The 23,008-nt window shown below is 70.2% G+C and carries 23 protein-coding genes and 1 pseudogene; 9 read left to right on the top strand and 15 right to left on the bottom strand.

Annotated elements, in window-relative coordinates; translation table 11 throughout:
- Window positions 1-38: 38 nt before the first annotated feature.
- The 8 genes and pseudogenes from ACFY61_RS03120 to ACFY61_RS03085 form a co-directional block, all read right to left on the bottom strand.
- Window positions 39-1,061, bottom strand: a complete 1,023-nt coding sequence (locus ACFY61_RS03120) for a hypothetical protein (protein WP_389466243.1) — start codon at window positions 1,059-1,061, stop codon at window positions 39-41.
- Window positions 1,062-1,112: 51 nt separating this feature from the next.
- A complete protein-coding gene (locus ACFY61_RS03115) occupies window positions 1,113-2,144 on the bottom strand; it encodes a serine hydrolase domain-containing protein (protein WP_389466241.1) in 1,032 nt (343 codons plus the stop codon).
- Between the two features lie 87 nt (window positions 2,145-2,231).
- A complete protein-coding gene (locus tag ACFY61_RS03110) occupies window positions 2,232-3,329 on the bottom strand; it encodes a glycosyltransferase family 4 protein (RefSeq protein ID WP_389466238.1) in 1,098 nt (365 codons plus the stop codon).
- Window positions 3,326-3,862, bottom strand: coding sequence for a deoxycytidine triphosphate deaminase (locus ACFY61_RS03105; RefSeq protein ID WP_389466235.1), 537 nt, complete (start codon window positions 3,860-3,862; stop codon window positions 3,326-3,328). Before ACFY61_RS03105 ends, ACFY61_RS03110 begins: the two co-directional genes overlap by 4 nt.
- Window positions 3,859-4,395 (bottom strand): dCTP deaminase, encoded by a 537-nt coding sequence (gene dcd, locus ACFY61_RS03100; RefSeq protein ID WP_389466233.1) that lies wholly within the window; start codon window positions 4,393-4,395, stop codon window positions 3,859-3,861. The genes ACFY61_RS03105 and dcd overlap by 4 nt, the downstream gene beginning before the upstream one ends.
- Window positions 4,392-5,608 (bottom strand): annotated as a pseudogene (locus tag ACFY61_RS03095) (metallophosphoesterase). Before ACFY61_RS03095 ends, dcd begins: the two are co-directional and overlap by 4 nt.
- Window positions 5,605-6,924 carry a UDP-N-acetylglucosamine 1-carboxyvinyltransferase gene (locus ACFY61_RS03090; RefSeq protein WP_389466230.1) on the bottom strand — a complete coding sequence of 440 codons (1,320 nt, stop codon included), beginning with the start codon at window positions 6,922-6,924 and terminating at the stop codon, window positions 5,605-5,607. Before ACFY61_RS03090 ends, ACFY61_RS03095 begins: the two are co-directional and overlap by 4 nt.
- Window positions 6,925-6,928: 4 nt before the next feature.
- Complete coding sequence (locus ACFY61_RS03085) at window positions 6,929-7,369, bottom strand: ATP-binding protein (RefSeq protein WP_389466227.1); 441 nt, start codon at window positions 7,367-7,369, stop codon at window positions 6,929-6,931.
- Between the two features lie 176 nt (window positions 7,370-7,545).
- Between ACFY61_RS03085 and ACFY61_RS03080 the strand changes: the two genes are divergently transcribed.
- The 4 genes from ACFY61_RS03080 (at window position 7,546) to ACFY61_RS03065 (ending at window position 11,300) form a co-directional block, all read left to right on the top strand.
- Window positions 7,546-8,823, top strand: coding sequence for a helix-turn-helix domain-containing protein (locus ACFY61_RS03080; protein ID WP_389466224.1), 1,278 nt, complete (start codon window positions 7,546-7,548; stop codon window positions 8,821-8,823).
- A complete protein-coding gene (locus ACFY61_RS03075; protein ID WP_389466222.1) occupies window positions 8,820-9,374 on the top strand; it encodes a flavoprotein in 555 nt (184 codons plus the stop codon). The genes ACFY61_RS03080 and ACFY61_RS03075 overlap by 4 nt, the downstream gene beginning before the upstream one ends.
- Before the next feature lie 238 nt (window positions 9,375-9,612).
- Window positions 9,613-9,984 (top strand): helix-turn-helix transcriptional regulator, encoded by a 372-nt coding sequence (locus ACFY61_RS03070; RefSeq protein WP_389466220.1) that lies wholly within the window; start codon window positions 9,613-9,615, stop codon window positions 9,982-9,984.
- A gap of 605 nt (window positions 9,985-10,589) precedes the next feature.
- Complete coding sequence (locus ACFY61_RS03065; RefSeq protein WP_389466218.1) at window positions 10,590-11,300, top strand: site-specific integrase; 711 nt, start codon at window positions 10,590-10,592, stop codon at window positions 11,298-11,300.
- Here the strand turns inward: ACFY61_RS03065 and ACFY61_RS03060 are convergent.
- From ACFY61_RS03060 to ACFY61_RS03050, 3 genes are all read right to left on the bottom strand, one after another.
- On the bottom strand, window positions 11,285-11,869 hold the full coding sequence (locus tag ACFY61_RS03060; protein WP_389466216.1) for a hypothetical protein: 585 nt from the start codon (window positions 11,867-11,869) through the stop codon (window positions 11,285-11,287). The genes ACFY61_RS03065 and ACFY61_RS03060 overlap by 16 nt on opposite strands.
- An 80-nt stretch (window positions 11,870-11,949) precedes the next feature.
- Complete coding sequence (locus ACFY61_RS03055; protein WP_389466213.1) at window positions 11,950-12,480, bottom strand: SMI1/KNR4 family protein; 531 nt, start codon at window positions 12,478-12,480, stop codon at window positions 11,950-11,952.
- Window positions 12,481-12,808: 328 nt separating this feature from the next.
- A complete protein-coding gene (locus ACFY61_RS03050; protein WP_389466211.1) occupies window positions 12,809-13,993 on the bottom strand; it encodes a magnesium and cobalt transport protein CorA in 1,185 nt (394 codons plus the stop codon).
- A gap of 100 nt (window positions 13,994-14,093) precedes the next feature.
- On the opposite strand from ACFY61_RS03050, the gene ACFY61_RS03045 reads away from it, so the two are divergent.
- Both ACFY61_RS03045 and ACFY61_RS03040 read left to right on the top strand, forming a co-directional pair.
- Complete coding sequence (locus ACFY61_RS03045) at window positions 14,094-15,227, top strand: winged helix DNA-binding domain-containing protein (protein ID WP_389466208.1); 1,134 nt, start codon at window positions 14,094-14,096, stop codon at window positions 15,225-15,227.
- Window positions 15,228-15,262: 35 nt separating this feature from the next.
- A complete protein-coding gene (locus ACFY61_RS03040) occupies window positions 15,263-16,963 on the top strand; it encodes an AMP-binding protein (protein WP_389466206.1) in 1,701 nt (566 codons plus the stop codon).
- Window positions 16,964-16,978: 15 nt separating this feature from the next.
- Here ACFY61_RS03040 and ACFY61_RS03035 read toward each other — a convergent pair whose 3' ends face one another.
- The gene (locus tag ACFY61_RS03035; RefSeq protein ID WP_389466203.1) at window positions 16,979-17,470 is read right to left on the bottom strand and encodes a glutathione peroxidase; all 492 of its coding nucleotides are present in this window, start codon (window positions 17,468-17,470) and stop codon (window positions 16,979-16,981) included.
- A 43-nt stretch (window positions 17,471-17,513) separates the two neighbouring features.
- Window positions 17,514-18,383: a hypothetical protein gene (locus ACFY61_RS03030; RefSeq protein WP_389466202.1), complete on the bottom strand. Its 870-nt coding sequence runs from the start codon at window positions 18,381-18,383 to the stop codon at window positions 17,514-17,516.
- Window positions 18,384-18,672: 289 nt separating this feature from the next.
- On the opposite strand from ACFY61_RS03030, the gene gcl reads away from it, so the two are divergent.
- On the top strand, window positions 18,673-20,460 hold the full coding sequence (gcl, locus tag ACFY61_RS03025; RefSeq protein ID WP_389466199.1) for a glyoxylate carboligase: 1,788 nt from the start codon (window positions 18,673-18,675) through the stop codon (window positions 20,458-20,460).
- Window positions 20,461-20,574: 114 nt separating this feature from the next.
- Here the strand turns inward: gcl and ACFY61_RS03020 are convergent, their stop codons facing one another.
- Entirely contained in the window at window positions 20,575-21,210 is a 636-nt protein-coding gene (locus ACFY61_RS03020; RefSeq protein ID WP_389466197.1) for an HdeD family acid-resistance protein, read from the bottom strand.
- A 17-nt stretch (window positions 21,211-21,227) separates the two neighbouring features.
- On the bottom strand, window positions 21,228-22,067 hold the full coding sequence (locus ACFY61_RS03015; RefSeq protein WP_389466195.1) for a class II glutamine amidotransferase: 840 nt from the start codon (window positions 22,065-22,067) through the stop codon (window positions 21,228-21,230).
- Between the two features lie 170 nt (window positions 22,068-22,237).
- On the opposite strand from ACFY61_RS03015, the gene ACFY61_RS03010 reads away from it, so the two are divergent.
- Entirely contained in the window at window positions 22,238-22,687 is a 450-nt protein-coding gene (locus ACFY61_RS03010) for a DUF6325 family protein (protein ID WP_389466193.1), read from the top strand.
- A gap of 20 nt (window positions 22,688-22,707) precedes the next feature.
- Window positions 22,708-23,007, top strand: a complete 300-nt coding sequence (locus tag ACFY61_RS03005) for an SHOCT domain-containing protein (RefSeq protein WP_389466191.1) — start codon at window positions 22,708-22,710, stop codon at window positions 23,005-23,007.
- Window position 23,008: the final 1 nt, after the last annotated feature.

The following is a 23,008-nucleotide window of genomic DNA, read 5'->3' as shown; positions in this document are numbered from 1 at the left end:
GACTTTGAAGTCAGCCCCCACGAAGAGTGGTCGTAGTTTCACGATGTCAGCTCGGTCAGCGCTGTGCACAACAAGGTTGTGTCCTCGATCGCGCGGCGGCAGGTCGGGTCGTCGAGGGTGAGGCGCTGTCCGACACGGAGGGGCGTGCGGGGGACGCGGGTCAGGTACTTCGGGTCGATCACGCCATCGTTGTGCGTGAAGACGTGACGTGCTGCCCAGGTACGGAGGAGGCGGTCCCAGGTGTCCGATGCGAGCGCGGTCCGCACATCCGGAAAGCCGGCGTCGGTGAAGAGCGCGGCCAGGTCCTCCAAGCGCTGGAAGACGTTGCCTTTTCCGCGGAGCCGGGCATCTGCGTCATGCACGGAAGCCTTGAACAGAGAGGACGCCAGGATTTCGACGATCCCCACCACGTTCTCGATAGTGTCCACCCAGTTGCGTGAGAACACTCCCTGCTCACAAAGGGCAGCCTTGACATCCGCGGGAATCGCTTCGAGTGCGTCCAGGCGAGCGGTATCGGCCTGGAGGGCATCGAACGCGACCGACGCCGCTGGCAATTCGCCGCAGACGGGACAGTAGCGGTGCTCGCTGAAGACGGCGTACTTGACCCGGCAGCCGGGACAGGTTCGGACCCGTACCAGGCGCTCCTCGTCGATACCCGGAAGAGGCCTGGGGTAGAAGGGCTTCCCGGGCTTGGAGGAGAAGGACACCGAGCTTCTTCGCGAGCTCTTGCGGGCGAGGCCGCCGAAAATATCGTGAAGTGACCGGCTGACGATCTGGGTGCCCAGATCCTCGGCGACACGCAGCAGACGTTCCTGCTGCTGCGTGGTCATGAAGTCTGAATGGCCGCTGTGGTGGCCGCAGTAGACGCACAGCGTCAGATTGTCTGGAAGCCGTTGGTAGTCGTCTGCGTCGATACGGAAGGTCATCGTGCAGTGCGGGCACTCGCGGCCGAGAAACCCGTCGTCGTCGGTGGGTACGGTGACCTGGATTTCGAAGGAATCGCCTTGGTGCCCGACTATGTGGGCACCCTCTGCCATACGGAACTCTTCGTTGTTCCACATGGCTGAATTGTGCCACTGGCCGCTGACAGTTGGGGTCTTCGTACACCTCGTCTATGAGAAGGCGGAGGCACAGAAGGCGTTGCGGATCCCGGCCAAGGGCTCGCGGTCGCGGTTGAAACGGAGCTTGTTGGTGAGGAGGACGGCCCATCGGGCCTGCTCCGGGCTGATCCACATGCCGGTGCCAGTGAAGCCGTAGTGGACCCAGATGTCCTCCTTGGGTTCGGTGCCGGGCTCGGGATGCCAGAAGAGGCCGCGGGCGGGGGTGAGGCCGCCTGTTTGGATACGGAGGGACTCCTTGATCCAGCTGGGGCTGAAGGTGGCCGGGGTGGGCTTGAGCATGTGGCAGAGGAAGTGGGTGAAGTCGTCGAGGACCGAGAAAGTGCCGGCGATGCCGCAGACGCCGCGGAGGAGGCGGGCGGAGAAGTCGTGGGCGGTGCCCTTGAGGTGGGTGCCGGTGGTCGCGTCGTACTCGGTCGGGGCGCAGCGGGCCGCCTCGGCATCGGGGAGGGGGCCGAAGCGGGTCTGCGTCATGCCCAGGGGGCGCCAGATGCGGTCGGTGGCGAGCTGGTCCAGGGGCTGGCCCGAGAGGTGTTCGGCGAGGTAGCCGAGGACGAGGGCGGCTCGGTCGGTGTACTCGACGGCTTCGCCCGGCGGGCGGTGGAGGGCCTCGTGGAGGACGCCGTCGCGAATGTCCTGGGGGTCGGTGCCGTAGAGGTTCTTGAGGTTGGCGCGCAGCGGCAGGCCGGCGGTGTGGGTGAGCAGGTGGTGGGCCGTGGCCGGCGCGAGGGGATGCCCTGCGACTTCGTCCCAGAAGGCGCCCAGCGGGGTGTGGAGCTGGAGCTTTCCCTCTTCGACCAGGGTGCCGATCGTGGACCAGACGGCGAGGATCTTGGTGAGGCTGGCCACGTCGAAGACGGTGTCCAGCCGCATCGGCTCGTCCGGGTGGTCGGGGTCGAGGAGGCCGACGGCTCCGCTGGCCTGCATGCCGTCGGCGTTCCCGACGGCCCACACCGCGCCGGGGTAGACCTCGTCGCGTACGCCGGTCTGGAGGAGGTCTTCGATCCGGTCGGTGGTGTGGGTCATGGTCTCCCGATCGTCGTGGGCCGCGGGTGGTCCGCTGGCCAGGTTAGTGACGCGGCCGGGGCGGTGCCGGCTGCGCCACGGGTGGTGTCAGGCGAGTCGCCGGCCGAGGTCGGCGATGGCCGTGGCGGTGGTGCTGAGGGGGAAACGGGCGGCATTGGTGCGGCCGGATGCCCGGAGCATCTCCAGGAGGCCGGGGGTGGTGCGCAGACGGTGGAGGTCGTGGGCTGCGGTGGTGGGGTTGGTGAAGTCGGTGGCCAGGCCGGTGCCGGAGAGGGCTTCGCTGAGGCCGGGGACGGGTTGGTAAAGGACGGGGAGTCCGCAGGCCTGGGCTTCGAGGGCGACGAGGCCCATGGCCTCCACGGTGGTGGAGGGCACGGCCAGGACGTCGTGGTCGGCGAAGGCCTTCCACAGTTGGTCGCGGCGGAACCAGCCGAGGTAGCGGACGTGGACGCCGAGCTGGCGGAGGACCGGGGCGAGGTCGAGGAACTGGGCGCGCGGGGCCGCGATGCTCAGCTCGACCGAGCGGGTGGCCGCGACGGCTTGGAGGAGGGGTTCGAGGCCCTTCTCGGAGCTGAGGCGGCCTGCGAAGAGGATCCGCAGGTGGCTCGTGGGACGTCGGGCGGGCCGGGGCGGTGGGCCGGTGAGGAGGCGGTCGGGGATGCCCCAGGGGATCTTCTCGATCTTGTGCCTGTCGGTCTTGGGGGCGAGTTTGAGCAGGCGGTCGGCCATGGCGCCGGTGGGGACGACGATCGCGTCGGCAGCGGAGGCTGTCTCGCGGAGAACGCGCAGCTGCGTGGTGTGGTTCTCGGCGTGCAGGAGGTCGGTGCCGTGGACGAAAGCGATCCGGGGGTGGGCGGGTAGGGCCCGCAGGAGGGCGGGAGTGGCGCCGAAGGCCAGGTGGTGCAGGTGCAGCACGCTGATCTGGTGCGGGTCGATGGCGGCCGTCATGGCGTGGCGCAGGTTGGTGACGTACCGGCTGAAGGCGTGGCCGTCGAGGCACTTGCCGGATGCGTGCAGTAGGTCGATGCCGGCTGGGGGGTGGGGCCGGGCGCCGTTGGGGGCGAGCATGAAGGCGTGGGCGGGGATCGCGGGTTGGGTGCCGGCGTAGAGGTCGAGGAAGAGTTCGACGCTTCCGCCGGGGCTGGGGAACGGCAGGTCGAGGGCGGTGGCGACGACGCGGTTCACCGGTGGCCTCCGGGGTTCTCCTCGTAGAGGCGGGATGTCTCGATGCCCTCGCTGGCGCGGTACTTGAGGCCGTGCTGCTGGTAGCTGGCCGGGGAGCCGTGGGTGCGGAGGAAGACGAGCTTGCCGAAGGTCATGCCGGGCCGGACGCGCACGGGGCGGGTGGCTCGGATCTCCAGGGTCCAGCGGATCGCGTGGCCCTGGTGTCCGAGCGGGGCGGAGACGTGGACCCAGATGCCGAGCGAGCCGGTGGTGCGGTCTCCGTTGAGGAGCTGGGCGTATGTCTCGGAGCCGGTCCGCTCCAGGGTGTGTCCTAGGTAGAGGTGGCCCGGCTCCAAGACGTAGCCGTTGTCGGGGAGGGTGAGTTCGGAGAAGGCGGTGGGACTGGCGGCGTCGAGGTCGCCCTCGCAGACGCGGAGCGTGCTGCCCAGGCGCCAGTCGTACGCGTTGGGGGACAGGCGGTTCGGGTCGTACGGGTCGATGGTGATGCGGCCCGCCTCGCGGGCGGCGGCAATGGCCGGTCCGGTGAGGATCACGAGGTCACCGTCGTGGCGTCGAGGTCACGCCAGTACGTGGAAGGCTGGGGCCCGGAGGCCGCCTGGTACTTGCCCTCGTACAGGTCGATGGCGCCCTCGGAGACGAAGAACATGATCTGCCCAATCTTCATCCCGGCGTAGACGCGCACGGGGCGGGTCGGGGTGAGCATCAGCGTCCACTGGCCGTGGAAGCCGATGTCACCGATGGGTGCGGTGATCTCGACGAAGAGCCCCAGTCGGCCGACGGAGGAACGGCCGAAGAGCAGGGGGACGAAGAGGTCGGATCCCACTTCCTCCAAGGTGTGGCCGAGGTACAGCTCGCCGGGCTGCAGGACGTGGCCGTCGTCGCCGATCTCTGTGCGGCGGGTGAGGTTCGGGCGATGGGCGTCGAGTACCTGGTCGGTGTAGGTGAGCAGAGTCCCGCCCAGGCGGACGTTGTAGCTGTTCGGGTTGACCTGGGTCGGAATGAAGGGGGAGATCCGCAGCCGTCCGTCCTTCGAGGCGGAGGCGATCTCGGGTCCGGTGAGGATCACTGGTCGTCTCCGTTGGTGAGGATGCTCCGGATCGCCGAGCCGAGGCTGAGGCCCGAGGGCTGGGCTCGGCTGCTGAGACAGGTGTCGGCGAGGTAGTCGGTGGTCAGCACGCTCGCCAGGCCGGCGGGGAGCGGATCGGGGGAGGCAATCAGGGGTCCGGCCTGCTCGGTGAGGTGAGTGAGCAGGGCAGCGGGGTCATGCCGGAAGGCTGGCGCGACCTGGGCCTCGACCAGGTTGTTGTCGAACGGCTCGATGGCCAGCAGGTCACCCGCGGTGAGGACTTCGCCCAGCAGCGTTGTGCGCACGGCGGTCTCGTTGAGGACGACGGCCTCGCTGCCCAGTCCGCTGCGTAGCCGGCCAGTTCGCGGAGCAGGGCGTGGCGGTCGAGCGGCTTGTTCCGATAGGGCGCGACGAGACGTCCCAGCGGCTCGGCCAGCTGTGCGTCGACGGAGACGATCTGTTGACGGACGGAGGCCAACTCGGTCGGTAGGACGGATCCCGAGGTGTCGGGGAAACGGGCGGTCCGTCCGACCCAGCCTTCGGGGGAGAGCTCGGCGACTGCGTAGCCGACGGCGAGTTCCTGGCCCTTGAGCACGAGGGTGCTGCCGACCCGTTCGGGTCCCGTGTGTTCGCTGTGGCAGTGGCCGGCGAAGACCACATCGAGGAAGGGGCACGCCTCGGCGAGCTGGAGGTCCTGCTCGAAGCCGGAGTGGCTGAGGAGGACCCAGGAGTCGACCTCGTGGTGGTGCGCGAGCATCAGTTCGCGCAGAGTCTGGACGGGGTCGGTGACGCGGTGGGCGGACCGCTGCCCGGCCGGGATCGAGTTGAACGCCTGCAGGCCGATCACGGCTGTGACGGCCGTCCTTCGGCCAGCGATGTTCACGATGCGTAGACGTCGGAAGAGCGCGTTTCCGCTGGAGGCCTCGACGACGTTGGCACATACGGTGCGCTGGTGGAGGGCGGGCCCGAAGTAGTGCGGCCAACCGTGGTTCCCGGGAGCGACGACGTCGTACAGGGCGAGCAGGATGTCCCGTTCGAGCGCGCCCCGGCCGAGGCGGTAGTGCCCGGTGCCCTCGAAGAAGTCGCCGCAGTCCACCAGCAGACTGTCCGTGCGCGCCTGGTGCAGGTGCCCGAGCAGCGGGCCGTCGGCGCCGAAGGCGGAGTGGACGTCGGTGGTGGCCATGATCCGTCGTAGGGAACGGGTCGGGTTCATGGCGCGACCTCGCAGATGTCGGCGCCGAGGTGGAGGAGCTTGCCGGGCAGGTCGGCGTGGCCTCGGCGGAGCTGGTCGACTCCGCCGAGGGTGGTGATTCCGCGGGCGGTCAGCGCGGCGACCATGAGCGCGGAGCCGGTGCGGATGTCGGTGGCCTCGACCCCGGCTCCGGTGAGGCGTTGCGGGCCGGTCAGCCGGCATTCGGTGGGGGAGATCTCCTCGATCTCCGCGCCGAGCCGGGCCAGCTGGGGCAGCAGGTTCCCGTGGCGGCCGGGGTTGATGGAGTCGGCGAACAGGTGTGTCCCGGGCTGGCCGAGGGCCAGTGCCATCAGGGGAGGTTCGAAGTCGGCGTCCAGACCGCCGGTGGCGAGTGTGGCGATGGCGCGAAGGGGGCGGCCTGTCGGCCGGGCGGCGCTCCCGTCGACCAGGAGGACGTCTTCCCGTACCGCGGCGGGGATGCCCAGCCGCTGTAGGGCTGCCTGCAACGGCACGACATCCCGACCTTGGACGCCCTCGATGCGCGCGGTCCCACCGGTGGCGGCGACGGCGCAGGCCAGGGTGCCTGCCTCGATCTTGTCACCCGGAACGCGCCAAGCCGGCATCTCGGCCGGTGATGCCGCTGCCGGGCTCAGGTCCAGGACCTGTTCGCCGGCTCGGGCATCCCATCCCGCCGAGCGCAGGGCGTCCAGCACGGTGAGGACCTCCGGCGACAGGTTCGGCCGACCGAGGCGCAGCGCACGGCCTGCGACGACCGCACGCAGGACGGCGACGACCGTCGCACCGCGCGACCGGAACGGCAACGTGTGGGAGACCGTTCCGGTGGCGGGTCGACCGGCCTCGACGTCATAGCCCTCGTCATGGACGGTTACGCGGTCGCCGAACGCCTCGTACACCTTGAAGTGCAGGTCCATGCCGCGCTCCCCGATCCGGCATCCCCCGGGCCAGGGCAGCCGGGCGCTCCCTTGTATGGCGAGGAGGGTGGGCACCAGGTAGTACGACGCGCGGATCCGGGCGGCCGGGGCCAGGTCGAGTTCCGCGGGTACGACGTCAGGGGGCATGATCACCACGCTGTCGGGCCGTCCCACGGCCCGGGCGACGTGCCAGCCCGCCCCTTGGATCAAGGTGAGCATCCAGTGGACGTCGGCGCTGGCGGGGACGTTCTGCAGCTGGACGGTCCGGCGCACGGCTGCTGCGGCGGCCAGCAGCGGCAGGGCGGCGTTCTTGGAGCCGTCGACCGTGACCGAACCGGAGAGGGGGCTCCCCGGACGTACGGCGATGACCTCCGCGCTCGTCGCAAGAGCTCGATGGGGTGCCATGCGTTCAACTCCTTTGCAGGGGAGGTTGCGTGATGGACGGCGGGACCGAGATGGGTGCGGACAGATCGAGCTCGGCCCAGCAGGACTTGCTGCCTGAGCTGTGGTCGACGCCGTGCCGGTCGGCGAGTGCGTCGATGATCAGCAGCCCGCGGCCGTCCTCGGCGTCCGTACGGGGTGGGCGTGCGTGGGGGAGGACGGAACTCCGGTCGCGGACCTCGAAGCGCAGTCGGCTTCCGTGCAGGCGAGCGGTCACGGAAGCGGCTCCGTTTCCCGCGTGCTGAACGGCGTTCGCCAGCAGTTCGCCGGCCACGGCTTCTGCTACGTACATGCCGTCGGTGCCCATGACCGAGCGCCAGCCTCTGATCTCGTTCATCACCTGGTGCCGGGCGCGAGCGGCGCCCTCGGGCGTACTCGTGACGGTCAACGTGACCTCGTGCACTTCCATGAGCAGCCTCCTGGAGGGGTGCGGTTCCACCAGGCAAGCGGGTCAGGAGGCGGCTGCGCGATGTGCCGCGCAGCCCCTGCATCGTTCATGCACGTTGTGCATGGCGGGCAAGTTCGTTGCAGCTAGGCTCGGTTGAGCAGGCAGGATCGGTCTCGGCAGAAGGGGCCGTGGCGGAGATGGTCGACACGCAGGGCGAGGCGCACCGCATCGGTGAACTGATCCGCCGAGCTCGGGTCTTACGGGGCCGCTCGCAAGCGGACGTGGCCGGCGAGCTCGGATACCACCAGTCGAAGATCAGCCGACTGGAGGGCGGACGCGGAACGGACGACATCCGGGTTCTGCGCGACGTCGCCCGCATCCTGCACATTCCCCCGGCCCGACTCGGTCTGGCGGAGGCCGCCCCGGAAGCCGATCCCCACGATCCGGAGACAGAGGAAATGCTGCGCCGTCGTACCTTCCTTGCCGCCAGCGTCACCGCGCTCACAGCCTCGGTCGCGCCGACGGCTGCGCACCCCGCGCTCGTCCAGGCACTCATGCCCGGGATGCCGACGGCACCGACGACGGAAAAGCCGGAGTCCGGGGAGCTACGAAGCCGGGCAACGGCCATCCGGCGCCTCTGGAGCACATGCGACTACGCGGAGCTGGAGCGGACCCTTCCCGGCCTGATCACCGATCTCCGCCACTGCATCGCCGGCTCCCCGCAGGCCGAGGAGCTTCCCCGCTTCCTGGCCACGGCCTACCAGACATCGGCCAGCCTTCTGCTCAAGCAAGGGGACCCGGGCACTGCGTGGCTCGCCGTCGGTCGCGCGATGGCCGAGGCCGAACGCGCCGGTGATCCGCTCGTCCTCGCCGCCAGCGTCCGCCTCCACGCGCACGTCCTGGTCCGCGAACAGCACGCCGGCCAGGCCGTCACGCTGATCAAGCACACGGCCTCACAACTCACCGGTGCCTACGACCGGCAGCCCCACCACCACCTCTCCGTGCTCGGGTTACTCCTGCTGCGCGGAGTCACGGCTGCCAGCAGGGCCGGGGACCGCGTTGCCACCGCGGAGTTCCTGGCCGAGGCGAAGGAGGTGGCGAAGTACGTCGCCCTGGACCACCCCGATGCCTGGGCCAACTTCAGCCCCACCAACGTGGCCCTCCACGAGGTCAGCGCGGCCGTGTCCTTCGGCGATGCGGGCGTCGCCATCGACATCGCACGTCCGCTCATGCGCCGCCACATCCCGGTTCCCGAGCGCCGGGCCGCCCTATGGGTGGAAGCCGCCCGTGCCTACGCACAGCAGGGCCGCCTCGCCGACGGCTACCAGGCCCTGCGGATCGCGGAGACCTGCGCGGCCCAGGACGTACGGCGCCCAGCCGTCCGGGACCTGGTCGCCGACATGGCGGCGCGCGACCGTCGGCGTACGCTGCCAGAGCTCCACCACTTCAGCCGCCGATTGGGAGTACCCGCGTGACCGAGCCGCAGCGCAAGCCCTTCCTGTACGTCGTCGTCTGCGCGGCCGGGATCGCGGGCGACGTCGGCAAGCTGATCGACGCCGCGCACGAGCGGGGGTGGGACGTCGGCGTCGTCGCCACCCCGCAGGGGCTTTCCTTCCTCGATGTCGCCGCGATCGAGGAGTGGACCGGTTACCCCGTCCGCTCCGCCTGGCGCGCGCCCGGCGACGCACGGTCCTTCCCACCTGCCGACGCGATCGCCGTGGCCCCGGCCACCTTCAACACGGTCAACAAGTGGGCGGCAGGCTTCGCGGACAACCTCGCCCTCGGCATCCTCTGCGAGGCGCCGGGCATGGGCATCCCCACCGCTGTCCTGCCCTACGTGAACATCGCCCTCGCGGCCCACCGCGCGTACCAACGCAGCCTCGCCGAGCTGCGTGAGATGGGCGTCCTGGTCGGGAGCTACGAGCCACACCGTCCGAAGTCCGGTGGTGGCGCCGACCGCTTCCGCTGGGAGGAAGCCGTTGACCTCCTGGCTCCGTTGCCGGCGGCAGGGGCCGCCCACCACTGATCCTGCGACTGCCAGTGGGTATGGCCTGTCGGCCTTGCACATCGCGAATGCCTGCGACCGGGAGGTACCTGGTCACCGGCCGCAGGCTGCTGTTCCGGGCCCGTCAGTCCTCGTAGGGGAGGTAGATGCCGCCGTCCGGAGCGGCTATGGCGCACAGGCGAACCGGGGATTCTCCAGACCATTGAAGTAGTCCGCTCCATCTGCCCGACAGCAAGCGGGGGCGGGCTCGTCATGCCCGATGTCCGTCGCCGCAGGTTGTCTACGGAAGACCCCGAAGGTTCGATACATGCGAAGTGTTGCTCGTGACAGTGAATTGCTGGCGAATGCCCCTACGCCTCCCCGTGTGCCGCCGCTGGGGAGGGGTTTTCTGAACGTGCGTGAAGCTGCCGAACACCTGGGGCTGTCGCCCTGCACCCTTTACGTGTGGCGGCACCGTCGCCAAGGTCCACCGAGTTTTCGGATGGGGCGGAACGGACGCGTGATGTACCGGATCGAAATGCTTGACGAGTGGATTCGAGAACAGGAGCAGGTGGACTCCCGCAGCAATACGTCCCTAAGTCCGGTAAATGTCGTCCCGCAGCGTCGCATCGGGTATCCGACCACAGCCTGAGCGATCTAACTGGCCTTGCCGCCTGCCCCACGTCCAACCCCCACCCCGAGGAATTCATTGGCTGGCTATATCGAAGACCGTTGGATCAAAAAGAAGAAGGACCCCGTCACGGGGAAGCGTGAGCGTACGACCCGTTACGGCAAGGGGTCTCGATATCGTGTCGCCGGAATCCCGGGCGTCCGGGACATGTCGTTCGACGTGCTGGAGGACGCCAAGGGGTGGCTCCGGAGGTCTGGCACCGACAGCGAACGGGGCGAGTTCGTAGACCCGCGCGACGGCTCCATCACCTTGACGGACTTCGTCACGCGCCACTGGCGCGCCGGCGTTCGCGGCGCGCCCGGCACGGTCAAGCGAGTTGACGAGCGTGTACGACTCCACATCCTTCCGCACCTCGGTGCGGTGGCGCTGCGCGACGTGTCGGCGACCGTTCTGCGCGGCTACATAGCCACGCTCGAAGGCGAATGCTCTCCGCGGTACGCCCGGCAGATCCTCACCTCGCTGTCGAACATCTTCGAGACCGCGATCGACGACAAGCGCCTCGTCCGCAACCCGATGCGGGCCAAGACGGTGCGTTGGCCCAAGGCGCCGGACGAGGATCGTGACGCGTGGCCGCTGACAACGGCGCAGAGGGTGCGGGACGTGATCAATCCTCGTTACCGGATCGCAGTCGTCGTCGCGCTGGGTGCGGGCTGCGCCAGGGAGAGGTGTTCGGGCTGTCGCCGAGGGACATCGACTTTGAGCGCGGTGTCATCCGGGTGCGCAGGCAGGTGCAACTTCTCTCCGGACGGCTCTATTTCGCTCTGCCCAAGGGTGGCAAGACGCGCATCGTCGACATGCCCCAGTCGGTGGCCACGGAACTGGCCGCGTACTTCCTCGACCACCCGGCGGTCGACGTCGAGCTCCCTTGGGGCGGACCGGAGCCGGACCGGGAGAAGCAGAGCTTCCCACTCGTCCTCACGACGACGTACGGCAACGCCATCCGCGCCAACATCTTCAACGACGAGGCCTGGAAGCCGGCCCTCGCCGCGGCCGGAGTCATTCCCGTACGGGAGAAGGGTGCGCGGTGGAAGACTTCGCGCAAGGACGGCTTCCACGTGCTCCGACACACCTACGCCTCGGTCCTCCTCGAAGCGGGCGAGTCCATCGTCACGCTCGCCCGGTGGCTCGGTCACTCAAGTCCGACCATCACCCTGGACCACTATGCCCACTTCATGCCGGAGGCCGGCGGCAAGGGGCGCGTGGCCATCGACGCACTGCTCGGCACGGTGCCCGGGTACGTACCCGAGGCTCTGGTCTCCTCTCACGGCCGCATCTGAGACTCCGTATCGACGCTGGTCGCCTGCGCCCGGCAATGTTCCAGTTCCGCCGTTACCTTTGCCTGGTCCGGGCTGTCCTCGGTGGCCAGTAGTTCCCCGGCCGTGATCATGGCCGCCCAGAACTCGGGAGGTGAGCCCCGCCCGTCGCGGAACCGGGTCTGCGCGAAGAGTAGGAAGATCTTCGTGAGCTCCCCGGTACGAAACCAGGGGATCATGCCGCCAGGAAAGCCTCCGTGGGCACAGGCGGCAGCCCACAACAGGTCGCGGATCCGTTCACCGTGAGCGTCCAGCACCCGGTCCACGACGAACACGTGCCCACAGGCGAGAAACATGGCGACGAGGTCTTCCTCTCCCACCTCGAACTCGTCGAAGAGGGGTCGAGCCTCGCGGATTCGGGCTTCGGCGTCCGTCCGGGGCACTCCGAGGGCCAGACACACAGCCAACGCGGAGATGTCCCAGTCGCTGGTGCGCGCGGCCAGTTCGGCGAAGACCTCCTCCTCGTCCCGTCCGGTGGCCAGCATTTCGCGGGCCTTCAGGACCAGACTGCCCTCGCCTTTCCCATGGCTCATGGCCAGAGGCTACAGCGATGCTCGAATGCAGCAGGCCGGCATGGGGACTTGATTGAACGTCCGCGACGGCGGCGCTGGGTTCAGCGGCAGAGTTCCATGATGGTGTCGTCGAAGTCGGGGAACTCCTGGGCCGCCAGCTCGATCACGGCTGCCGCCGTCCTGCGCTGGTGCGGTGCGAAGCCTTCGGCGATGGCTGCCAGCTCCGGGTTGGGGTGCGCTTTCCAGTCGGGCTCGTACGAGGTGGCGGCTTCCCAGGGGCCGAAGCCGTCGGCCAGGAGCCACAGGAAGTCGCCCAGGTCGCGGGCGACGACGCCGGTCTCTCCCTCGGACCCGAGGAAGACGACGGGCTGCTCGGCCAGCGGCCGGCTCGGGCGGATGAGCCAGATCGCGGCGTACCCGCCCGAGCCGTCCTGTCCGAACACGCGGAAGTCGTCACCGTCCAGCTCGCTGTTCCCGGTCCACGCTTGGAACCAGTCGGTGGTCTCGGCAGCGGAGAGGAAGGCGGGGAAGGGCTCGAAGTCGACCCCGGTCTTCCCATCGGCGTAGTCGAAGGGAACGGCCAGCGCACTGGCGAGCGCGGTGGGGAACTGTCGGTCATCGGTGGGCGTCACGGGGACAGGCTAGTCAGGGGGTCGGACATCGACGCTCTACGGTCCAGGTCGTTGGACAACTGCCGGCTTGTAGGCGTCGGGGGAGGCAGGACAGACCTGGTCGCGACAATGGGTGGCACGGCAGACGCTGTGCCACCCATTGTCGTTACCCTCCGCAACCGTGTGCAGTCGAAGGTGGTCGGCGGTACTGGAGGGCCGGCCTCAAGGCGTGGGGGAGTGCCTGGCATGGGCGGCCTGCGGATTCTCCCCAGATTCTCCCCAGGGGGCCCTGTGGGCCACTCTTAGAGGTTCGCAAGAGCTAAGTTGATCAACGTTGCTGGTGTGCGGTCTACAGCCAGTCGCGTTTCTTGAAGATGACGTACAGGCTCACGCAGACCACTGCCATCAGGAGAATTGCGAAGGGGTAGCCGCCCGCCCACTTGAGCTCCGGCATGTCCTCGAAGTTCATGCCGTAGATCGTGCCGACCAGGGTGGGGGCGAAGAGGATGGCGGCCCACGAGGAGATCTTCTTGATCTCCTCGTTCTGTTCGAAGCCCGCTTCGGCGAGGGCGCGCATCTCGGCGTTCTGTTGTTGCGAGACCAGGGTGGCGTTGACCGTGAGGATCTCCGTGAGGGCCTGGCGGAAGCCGTCCACGCGTTCGCTGGTGTGGGTCACGTGGTCGGCCACGTCGCGGAGGTAGCGCTGGAGTTCCTCGTCCGTGCCGTACTTGGCGAAGCCGGCCATCAGGGAGTGCAGCATGCCCACCAGGGGGCGGGTCGCGCGCTGGAACTCGACCATCTCGCGGGAGAGTTCGTAGATGCGGCGGGAGACCTCGGGGTCGCCGCGGAAGACCTCGGTCTCGATCTCGTCGATGTCGTTCTGGACGCCCGCGACGACCGGGGCGTAGCCGTCGACCACCGCGTCCAGGATGGCGTAGAGGACCGCTTCCGGGCCGAGGGAGAGGAGTTCCTGGGTCTCCTCCATGCGGCGGCGGACGGCGGAGAGGTCCGGGGCCGCGCCGTGGCGGACGGTGATCAGGAAGTCGGGGCCCACGAAGACGTGCAGTTCGCCGAAGTCGACCTCCTCGACGGCGTCCAGGTAGCGGGCGGCGCGCAGGACCACGAAGAGGGTGTCGCCGTAGCGTTCCAGCTTGGGGCGCTGGTGGGCCTCCAGGGCGTCCTCGATGGAGAGGGGGTGGAGGTTGAACTCGGCGGCCAGGGAGTGGAGTTCACCTTCGGTGGGGCGGTGGAGTCCGATCCAGGCCATGCCGTCGGGCTCCTCGCGCAGCCGGCGGAAGGTCTCGGCCAGGGTGGCGGGGGAGGCGATCCGGCGGCCGTCGCGGTAGACGGCCGAGTCGACGACGCTGCGGTGGACGGCGGGCGCAGGGGCGCCCGGGGTCGCGGGCGGCCCCGGGGGCGTGGCCGCCGGGGGGCCGGCCGGTGGGGGAGTGGACGGGCGCCGCCAGTGGGTGCGCCTGGAGGGCGGCGAGGGCGGCGAGGGCTGCGAAGCGGGGTGGTGCTTGCGCTCCGGCATCGCTGTCAGCTCCCAGGGTGAGGGTTTTGCCTGGGAAGCAGGATATATGGGGTCGCGGTTGCGGACAGAAGTCGTCCGGGATCGTGGATAGCGTGCGGTCATGGCTTCCACGACGGACCCCGTGCTCACCGCCCGCGCCCTGAACCGGGCCACGCTCGCCCGCCAGCTGCTGCTCGACCGCGCCGACATGTCGGCCCTCGACGCCGTGGCGCACCTCCTCGGACTCCAGGCGCAGAACGTGAAGCCGCCCTACTTCCAGCTGCACGCCCGCCTGGCCGGCTTCCGCCCCGAGGAGCTGTCCGGGCTGATGGAGTCCCGGGAGGTCGTGCGGATCGTCACCATGCGGTCCACCATCCACACCCACACCGCGGACGACGCCCTGCTCCTGGGCCCCCTGGTGCAGCCGGCCCGCGACCGCGAGGTCGCCGCCTTCCGCGCCGGGCTCGAAGGCGTCGACCTGGACCGGCTCACCCGGATCGCCCGCGAGCTGGTCACGGCCGCGCCGCGCACCATGGCCGAGCTCCGCGCGGCACTGCTGGCGGAATGGCCGGACGCCGACCCCCTCGCCCTGTCCGTCGCCGCCCGCTGCCGGCTGCAGCTCGTCCAGGTCACCCCGCGCGGCCTGTGGGGCCGCAGCGGCCAGGTCCGGCTGGCCCCGCTGGAGCAGTGGACGGGACGTTCCGCCCGGCCCGCCCGGGCGGACACGGACCTCGACGACACCGTCCTGCGCTACCTGCGCGCCTTCGGCCCCGCCTCCGTCCGGGACATGCAGACCTGGGCCGGCCTGACCCGGCTGCGCCCGGCCTTCGAACGCCTCCGCCCGCGGCTCGCCGTCTTCCGCGACGAGAACGGCACCGAGCTGTTCGACCTGCCCGACGCGCCCCGCCCGGACCCCGGCACGCCGGCCCCGCCCCGTTTCCTGCCCGAGTTCGACAACGTGCTCCTCTCCCACGCCGACCGCACGCGCGTGGTGCCGCCCGGCCTCAAGGGCCGTTCCTGGAAGGGGAACCAGGCCTACCGCACCCTGCTCGTCGACGGGTTCCTCGCCGGGGTCTGGCGACTGGACGAGGACGCGACGGCCACCGGTAAGGGCCGCGCGGAGATCGTGGTGGAGCTGTTCCGGTCCGCCGGCGAGGGGGTGAAGGAGTCCGTCGTCGCCGAGGGCGAGCGGCTGCTCCTGGAGATGACCGGGGCCGAACGGGTCTCGGTGCGCTTCGGGTCAATCACCGGCTGACGGCGCACTGGTGGGCGTACCGGCCGCACGGCACGATGCCTGCCATGACACTGCATGCCGATGCCACCGACCGGTTCCGCGCCGCCCGTGACTTCCTGCTGGAACACCGCGAGGACCACGCGGCGGCCCACCGCGGGTTCCGCTGGCCCCGCCCCGAGCGCTTCAACTGGGCGCTCGACTGGTTCGACCGGATCGCCGAAGGCAACCCGGCCGACGCCCTGCGCATCGACGAGGAGGACGGCACCGGCCGGACCTACTCCTACGAGGAGATGTCCGCCCGCTCCTCGGCCACCGCCCACTGGCTGCGCGCACAGGGCGTCGCCGCCGGCGACCGGATCATCGTCATGCTCGGCAACCAGCTGGAGCTGTGGGAGGTCATGCTCGCCGCGATGAAGCTGCGCGCCGTGGTCATCCCCGCCACCCCGCTGCTCGGTCCGCACGACCTCCGCGACCGGGTGGAGCGCGGCCGGGCCCGGCACGTGATCGTACGGGCCGAGGACACCGCCAAGTTCGACGACGTGCCCGGTGACTACACCCGGATCGCGGCCGGTGAGGCGGTGCCGGACGGCTGGCTGCGGCTCGCCGGGAAGGACTCCGCAGAACGGCACGCCACCGTCTTCCGGCCCGACGGTCCCACCCGCGCCGACGACCCGCTGATGCTGTACTTCACCTCCGGCACCACCGCCCGGCCGAAGCTGGTCGAGCACACCCACGCCTCGTACCCGATCGGGCACCTGTCCACCATGTACTGGCTCGGGCTGCGCCCCGGCGACGTGCACCTGAACATCGCCTCGCCCGGCTGGGCCAAGCACGCCTGGTCCAACCTGTTCGCCCCGTGGAACGCGGGCGCCTGCGTCTACGTACTGAACTACACCCGCTTCGACGGCGAACGCCTGATGGAGGCGATGGAGCGGCGCCAGGTGACCACCTTCTGCGCCCCGCCCACCGTCTGGCGGATGCTGATCCAGTCCGACCTGGGCCGCCTGGCGCGGCCGCCGCGCGAGGCCGTCGCCGCCGGCGAGCCGCTCAACCCGGAGGTCATCGAGCGGGTCCGGCGCGCCTGGGGCGTGACCGTACGGGACGGGTTCGGGCAGACCGAGACCACCCTGCAGATCGGCAACTTCCCCGGCGGCACGGTCAAGCCCGGATCCATGGGGCTCCCCGCGCCCGGCTACCGCATCGTGCTGGTGGACCCGGTCACCGGGAAGGAGTCCCCGGACGAGGGTGAGATCTGCGTGGACCTCGACGACCGGCCGGCCGGGGTGATGACCGGCTACGCGGGGGACGAGGAGCGCACCGCCGAGGCCATGGCCGGCGGCGTCTACCATACGGGCGACATCGCCTCCCGCGACGCCGACGGCCACCTGACCTACGTCGGCCGCGCCGACGACGTCTTCAAGGCCTCCGACTACAAGATCTCCCCGTTCGAGCTGGAGAGCGCCCTGCTGGAGCACGAGGCGGTGGCCGAGGCCGCCGTCGTCCCGGCCCCGGACCCGGTCCGGCTCGCCGTTCCCAAGGCGTACGTGGTCCTCGCCGCCGGCTGGGAGCCCGGGCCGGAGACGGCCCGGGTGCTGTTCGAGCACTCCCGGGCGGTGCTCTCCCCGTACAAGCGGGTGCGGCGCATCGAGTTCGCCGAGCTCCCGAAGACCGTGTCCGGCAAGATCCGCCGGGTGGAGCTCCGGGAGCTCACGGCGCGGGGGTCGGCCGACGAGTACGACGAGGCCGACCTGCGCTGACCCCCGGTACGCCGCTCAGGCGGGCAGGTGCGCCTCTATCGCGGCGATCACCTCGGGCGACTCCGGCTCGGTCTGCGGGCGGAAGCGGGCCACGACCTCGCCGGCCGGCGAGATCAGGAACTTCTCGAAGTTCCACTGGATGTCGCCGGCCTCGCCCGCCGCGTCCGCGGTCTTCACCAGCTCCTGGTAGAGCGGGTGCCGGTTCTCACCGTTGACCTCGGACTTCTCCAGCATCGGGAAGGTCACGCCGAAGCCGGCGGCGCAGAAGGTCTGGATGTCCTCGGCCGTGCCCGGCTCCTGCCCGCCGAACTGGTTGCAGGGCACGCCGATGACGGTGAAGCCCTTCTCCTCGTACTTGAACTGGAGCCGGGCCAGCCCGGAGTACTGGGGGGTGAGGCCGCACTGCGAGGCCGTGTTCACGACCAGGACGGCCTTGCCCTTGAAGGCGGCCAGGCTGGTCGGTTCGTCGGCCAGCGTGGTCAGCGGGATGTCGTACAGGGCGCTCAAGAGTTCACTCCTCGGCAGGCGGCGGGCATGTACGTCCCCGACCTTAGGTGCCCGTCCCCGATACGACCAGCTCGTCCGCCGGGTCGTTGAGCGGCTGTGGCATGCCCGTCAAGTCCATCACGAACAGCGGTATGCCGAGCTCGTCCGCGCGGGCCCGGGCCTCCTCCGTGTATCCGGCCAGGGCGAAGTACACGCTGGTCGCGGAAGCGGTCAGTCCGTTCAGCCAGACGCACTCCACCGCGCGCAGGTCGGCCGGCGCGGTCGTCGGGTCGACCTGGGCGACGAGGCCGGGGGCGTGCAGGTCCACCGCCGCCGAGGGGACGGGGCGGGCGGTGTCGGGCTGGCGTACGTCGCGGAAGCCCAGCCAGCGCAGGTAGAGCGCGGCGGTGGCCACGGCGTCCCGCGCGGTACGGATGGTCACCGGCCGGAACGGGGGCCGCGGCGCCGGCCCGGTGTGCGGCTGCGGGACGTGCGGGGGTCGCGGCCCGCCGGCCGGCCCGCCGCCACCGCCACCCCGCGGCCCGGTCCCGGTCCCGGTCCCGGTCCCGGAAACGCCACCGGGAACGCCACCGGGAACGCCCGCGGTACAGCCCCCGGCACCGCCACCGTACGGCCCGGCCGCCGCGGCGCCGTCGGGGCCCTCCTCCGGCACGGCGTGCACCGGCAGCCGTGCCACCGTCCCGCACGACGCGCAGCCCAGCTCGGGCTGCGGCCACTCGCTCTCCCGGCCGCAGTTGCCGCAGCGCACCGCGACCCAGCTGTCGGTCCAGGTGCGGTGGGTGAGCGGGACGGCGTCCCGGTCCAGGTCGAGCGGCGGCGTGACCGGGCTGCCGCAGGCGCAGGGGAACACCGGCGGGGTGTAGCCGTTCTCGCGCAGGCACGCCGGGCAGCGCACCGGGATGGATTCCGCCATCTGACCTTCGTACCCCCTCCGCGGGACCCGCCGGTCCCGTGACCGGCCCCGGTCCGGCCTGCCGGTCGTCGCTGTGTGTGGGTCCATGCTCCACCAACCGCCACCGTCCGGGCACCGGACCCGGTCTTTTTGTGCAACTCGTCGAGTCAATCGCGGCTTTTGGTGGTTTCCGGGGTGCCGTAGCGCCTTGACGGGCGGGGAGGCCGCCCTCTAGCTTGTTTCGTATAGCAGAACAAAACTTCCGGATTACGGAAACCACCGGAAAAACAGCCTGACCGCAGGAGTACCGATGCCCCGTATGACCGCCGCCGCCGCGGCTGTGGAGATCCTCAAGCGCGAGGGAATTGACCAAGCGTTCGGCGTGCCCGGCGCCGCGATCAACCCCTTCTACCGCGAGCTCAAGAACGTCGGCGGCATCAACCACACGCTGGCCCGCCACGTCGAGGGCGCCTCGCACATGGCCGAGGGCTACACCCGCGCCAAGGCGGGCAACATCGGTGTCTGCATCGGTACGTCCGGCCCCGCCGGCACCGACATGATCACCGGCCTGTACTCCGCGATCGCGGACTCGATCCCGATCCTGTGCATCACCGGCCAGGCCCCGGTCTCGAAGCTCCACAAGGAGGACTTCCAGGCCGTCGACATCGCCACGATCGCCAAGCCCGTCACCAAGGCCGCCACCACGGTCCTGGAGGCCGCGCAGGTCCCCGGCGTCTTCCAGCAGGCCTTCCACCTGATGCGCTCCGGCCGTCCCGGCCCGGTCCTCATCGACCTGCCGATCGACGTCCAGCTGACCGAGATCGAGTTCGACCCGGAGACCTACGAGCCGCTGCCGGTCTACAAGCCGTCCGCGACCCGCGCCCAGGCCGAGAAGGCCCTCGGCTTCCTGCTGGAGGCCGAGCGTCCGCTGATCGTCGCCGGTGGCGGCATCATCAACGCCGACGCCTCGGACCTGCTGGTCGAGTTCGCCGAGCTGACGAACATCCCGGTCATCTCCACCCTCATGGGCTGGGGCACCATCCCGGACGACCACGAGCTGGCCGCCGGCATGGTCGGTGTGCAGACCGCCCACCGCTACGGCAACGCGACGTTCCTGGAGTCGGACACCGTCATCGGTATCGGCAACCGCTGGGCCAACCGCCACACGGGCTACAACCTGGAGGCGTACACCAAGGGCCGCAAGTTCGTCCACGTCGACATCGAGCCCACCCAGCTGGGCAGGATCTTCGCCCCGGACTACGGCATCGCCTCCGACGCCAAGGTCGCCCTGGAGCTCTTCGTCGAGATCGCGAAGGAGTGGAAGGCCGCGGGCAAGCTCCCGGACTTCTCCGCCTGGGCCGCCTCTGCGCAGGAGCGCAAGGCCACCCTCCAGCGCCGCACGCACTTCGAGAACATCCCCATGAAGCCGCAGCGCGTCTACGAGGAGATGAACAAGGCGTTCGGCCCGGAGACCCGCTACGTCACCACCATCGGCCTCTCCCAGATCGCCGCCGCGCAGTTCCTGCACGTCTACAAGCCGCGCCACTGGGTCAACTGCGGCCAGGCCGGCCCGCTCGGCTGGACCATCCCGGCCGCCATCGGCGCCGCCACCGCGCAGCCGGACACCCCGGTCGTCGCCCTGTCCGGCGACTACGACTTCCAGTTCATGATCGAAGAGCTGGCCGTCGCCGCGCAGCACAAGGTCCCCTACGTCCACGTCCTCGTGAACAACGCCTACCTCGGCCTGATCCGCCAGGCGCAGGGCAACCTGGGCATCAACTTCGAGGTCAACCTCGAGTTCGAGAACATCAACACCCCGGAGATCGGCGTCTACGGCGTCGACCACGTCAAGGTCGCCGAGGGCCTGGGCGTCAAGGCCATCCGCGTCACCGACCCGGAGAAGCTGGGCGAGGCCTTCGAGGAGGCCAAGAAGCTGGCGCAGGAGTTCCAGGTCCCGGTCGTCGTCGAGGCCATCCTGGAGCGCATCACCAACATCGCCATGAGCAAGACGGTCGACATGAGCGACGTCACCGAGTTCGAGGAGCTCGCGACCGAGCCCGGCCACGCGCCGACCGCCATCAAGGCCCTGAAGGTCTGAGACCGGCAGGACCGGCCCGCCGGGCCCCGGCGGCCCGCCGAGCAGCACCGCGGCCCCCGTCCCCTCCAGTGAGGGGGCGGGGGCCGCGCCCGTGTACGCGCCGGTCCGCCGCGGTCAGCGCCGCAGGGAGGACCGCAGCGCGAAGGCCGCGGCGGCCTCCGCGAGCCCGAGCAGCACCAGCCAGAGCCCGAGGAGCCGGGTGAGGGCGACGGCGGACTCGATCGGCAGGCACAGCACGACGATGCCCGCGACGATGCCGAGCACGGCCATCCCGAAGGCGAGTCCGCGGTGCGCGAGGGTCTTGTCCGCGACGGCCGCGTACGCGCCCAGCATGCCGGAGACCAGCCAGACCATGCCGATGATCAGGGCCAGCACCGTGATGGTCAGCTCGGGGCCGCGCAGGCAGAGCACGCCGGCCACGACGTACACCACGGCGACCAGCAGGCGCGACCAGCGTTCCCCGGCCTGTGGGTGCCCGGCGAACGCCGCCACGAACTGGAAGACGCCCGCCGCCAGCAGGTAGAGCCCGATGAGCACCGCCACCACGCGCAGGGACTTGTCCGGCCACACCAGCAGCAGGACGCCGAACACCAGGGTCGCCAGGGCCGATACCAGGACCCACTTCCAGGAGGCCCCGACCAGCGCGAGCCGGTCGAGCGGGTCGCCCGGGCTGCCGGGCGGCGCGGAGGAGCGGCCGAAGGGTTCGTCGTCGGCCGTCGGCTGCGGTGCGGGTCGTTCGGGGAAGGTCATGGGTCCTCCTCGCCGGGTCAGGTGGGCAGTGGGGCGAACGTGTGCAGTGAGTCGTCACCGCCCCGGACGACCCCGTAGCTGTGCTCGGGCACCTCGTTCCAGGCGCCGGGAAGGTCGCTCAGCGGCTCGGACACCACGAGCCGGGTGTCGTCGGACACCTCCTGCAGGAAGGTCACGTCCGGGTGCAGTGCCCGCAAGGACTCCACCCGGGTGCTGTAGAACAGCGACCGCGCGGTGCCGGCGCTGGCGTAGCGGAACGCCCACACCGACCGCCCGTCGGTCACGGCGACGGTCATCTGCATGGGTTCCGGGATGCCGCGCGCGCGACCCGTGCGTTCCACCAGGCCCACCATCCGGGCCACCGCGGCCGGTGGGTCCTCCTCCAGGCCGAGGGTCAGCGCGAGGAAGAACATCACCTCGGAGTCCGTGGTCCCCTCCATCTCCAGGAACAGGGACGGTTCGACCGCCACGCAGAGCTCCCTGCGCAGCTGGTGGAAGCCGGCGATGGAGCCGTTGTGCATCCACATCCAGCGGCCGTGCCGGAAGGGGTGGCAGTTCGTCTGCTGCACCGCCGTGCCCGTCGAGGCCCGGATGTGCGCGAACACCAGGGGCGACATGACGTGCTGGGCTATCTCCCGCAGGTTCCGGTTGTTCCACGCCGGTCCGACGTCCCGTACGACCGCCGGGGTGTCCGTGCCGGTCTCCCTGGCGTACCAGCCGACCCCGAAGCCGTCGCCGTTGGTCGTCTCGACGCCCATCCGGGAGTGCAGGCTCTGGTCGATCAGGGAGTGCGCGGGCTTGTAGAGGATGGTGTCGAGGAGTACGGGCGTCCCCGAATAGGCCAGCCACCGGCACATGATCGATCACCCCTTCCCGGGTGTCCGTCGTGCCTCCGAGCATGGTCCGGCGCGCGGACCGTCACCTCACCCGTCGGGGGTGATCTCCTCGGGCCGTGCCGGGGGCTACGTTCGTTTCGGCCTTGCCGGTCGAAGCGGGAAGTGGAGCCGGCTTGACGGGAGGAGTAGACGTGACCAGAGAAAACGGCCTCGACGAGCTGGGGCCCATCGACTACCTGGTGGTCCAGTTCCCTGGCAGTCACCTCACCGGCGAGGGGATGCCGCTGCTGGCCGACCTCGTGGACCGCGGGATCATCCGCATCCTCGACCTGACCTTCCTCACGAAGGGGGAGGACGGTTCGGTGCGCGGGCTGGCCCTGGCGGACGTGACGGGCGACGGCAGCCTGGACCTCACCATCTTCGAGGGGGTCTCCTCCGGGCTGCTGGGCGAGGAGGACGTCTCGGAGGCGGGCAGGCTGCTCGAACCGGGGGACTCCGCGGCCGTGCTCCTGTACGAGAACCTGTGGGCGGCACCGCTGGCGGCCGCGCTGCGCCGGGCCGATGCCCGGATGATCGCGAGCGGCCGCGTACCGGTCCAGGACGTGGTCGAGGCGCTGGACGCGCTCGACGCGGCGGCCTGAGGAGACGGAGGCACCGAACCATGCCCGGACTACTTCGAGGCGTCGTGCGCACCGCGGCGATCGCGGGGACGGCCACCGCCGTCTCCAACCGCGTCTCGCGCCGTCAGGCCGGCCGCTGGGCCCGGCAGGAGGCCCCGCCCGAGGCACCGCTCCAGCCGGCGGCCCCGGCCCCGGAGGCCCCGGCCCCGGCGGCTCCGCCGCCCACGCCCGGTATGGACGACAAGATCGCGCAGTTGAAGGAGCTCGCCACGCTCAAGGAGCAGGGCGTGCTCACGGAGGAGGAGTTCTCGGCGCAGAAGGCCCGCATCCTGGCCTCGTGAG

The organism is Streptomyces sp. NPDC012888 (genome assembly GCF_042900645.1).
Lineage (GTDB): Bacteria > Actinomycetota > Actinomycetes > Streptomycetales > Streptomycetaceae > Streptomyces.
Note: the sequence above shows the minus strand (reverse complement) of the source record. Positions and strands in the feature narration are given on the sequence as shown.

Bases quoted from the DNA above. Each gene is read 5' to 3' on its own strand.
- ACFY61_RS03120 (WP_389466243.1), bottom strand. From the start codon at position 1,061: ATGTGGAACAACGAAGAGTTCCGTATGGCAGAGGGTGCCCACATAGTC.
- ACFY61_RS03115 (WP_389466241.1), bottom strand. From the start codon at position 2,144: ATGACCCACACCACCGACCGGATCGAAGACCTCCTCCAGACCGGCGTA.
- ACFY61_RS03090 (WP_389466230.1), bottom strand. From the start codon at position 6,924: ATGGCACCCCATCGAGCTCTTGCGACGAGCGCGGAGGTCATCGCCGTA.
- ACFY61_RS03085 (WP_389466227.1), bottom strand. From the start codon at position 7,369: ATGGAAGTGCACGAGGTCACGTTGACCGTCACGAGTACGCCCGAGGGC.
- ACFY61_RS03080 (WP_389466224.1), top strand. From the start codon at position 7,546: ATGGTCGACACGCAGGGCGAGGCGCACCGCATCGGTGAACTGATCCGC.
- ACFY61_RS03070 (WP_389466220.1), top strand. From the start codon at position 9,613: ATGTCCGTCGCCGCAGGTTGTCTACGGAAGACCCCGAAGGTTCGATAC.
- ACFY61_RS03060 (WP_389466216.1), bottom strand. From the start codon at position 11,869: ATGAGCCATGGGAAAGGCGAGGGCAGTCTGGTCCTGAAGGCCCGCGAA.
- ACFY61_RS03050 (WP_389466211.1), bottom strand. From the start codon at position 13,993: ATGCCGGAGCGCAAGCACCACCCCGCTTCGCAGCCCTCGCCGCCCTCG.
- ACFY61_RS03045 (WP_389466208.1), top strand. From the start codon at position 14,094: ATGGCTTCCACGACGGACCCCGTGCTCACCGCCCGCGCCCTGAACCGG.
- ACFY61_RS03040 (WP_389466206.1), top strand. From the start codon at position 15,263: ATGCCTGCCATGACACTGCATGCCGATGCCACCGACCGGTTCCGCGCC.
- ACFY61_RS03030 (WP_389466202.1), bottom strand. From the start codon at position 18,383: ATGGCGGAATCCATCCCGGTGCGCTGCCCGGCGTGCCTGCGCGAGAAC.
- gcl (WP_389466199.1), top strand. From the start codon at position 18,673: ATGCCCCGTATGACCGCCGCCGCCGCGGCTGTGGAGATCCTCAAGCGC.
- ACFY61_RS03020 (WP_389466197.1), bottom strand. From the start codon at position 21,210: ATGACCTTCCCCGAACGACCCGCACCGCAGCCGACGGCCGACGACGAA.
- ACFY61_RS03015 (WP_389466195.1), bottom strand. From the start codon at position 22,067: ATGTGCCGGTGGCTGGCCTATTCGGGGACGCCCGTACTCCTCGACACC.
- ACFY61_RS03005 (WP_389466191.1), top strand. From the start codon at position 22,708: ATGCCCGGACTACTTCGAGGCGTCGTGCGCACCGCGGCGATCGCGGGG.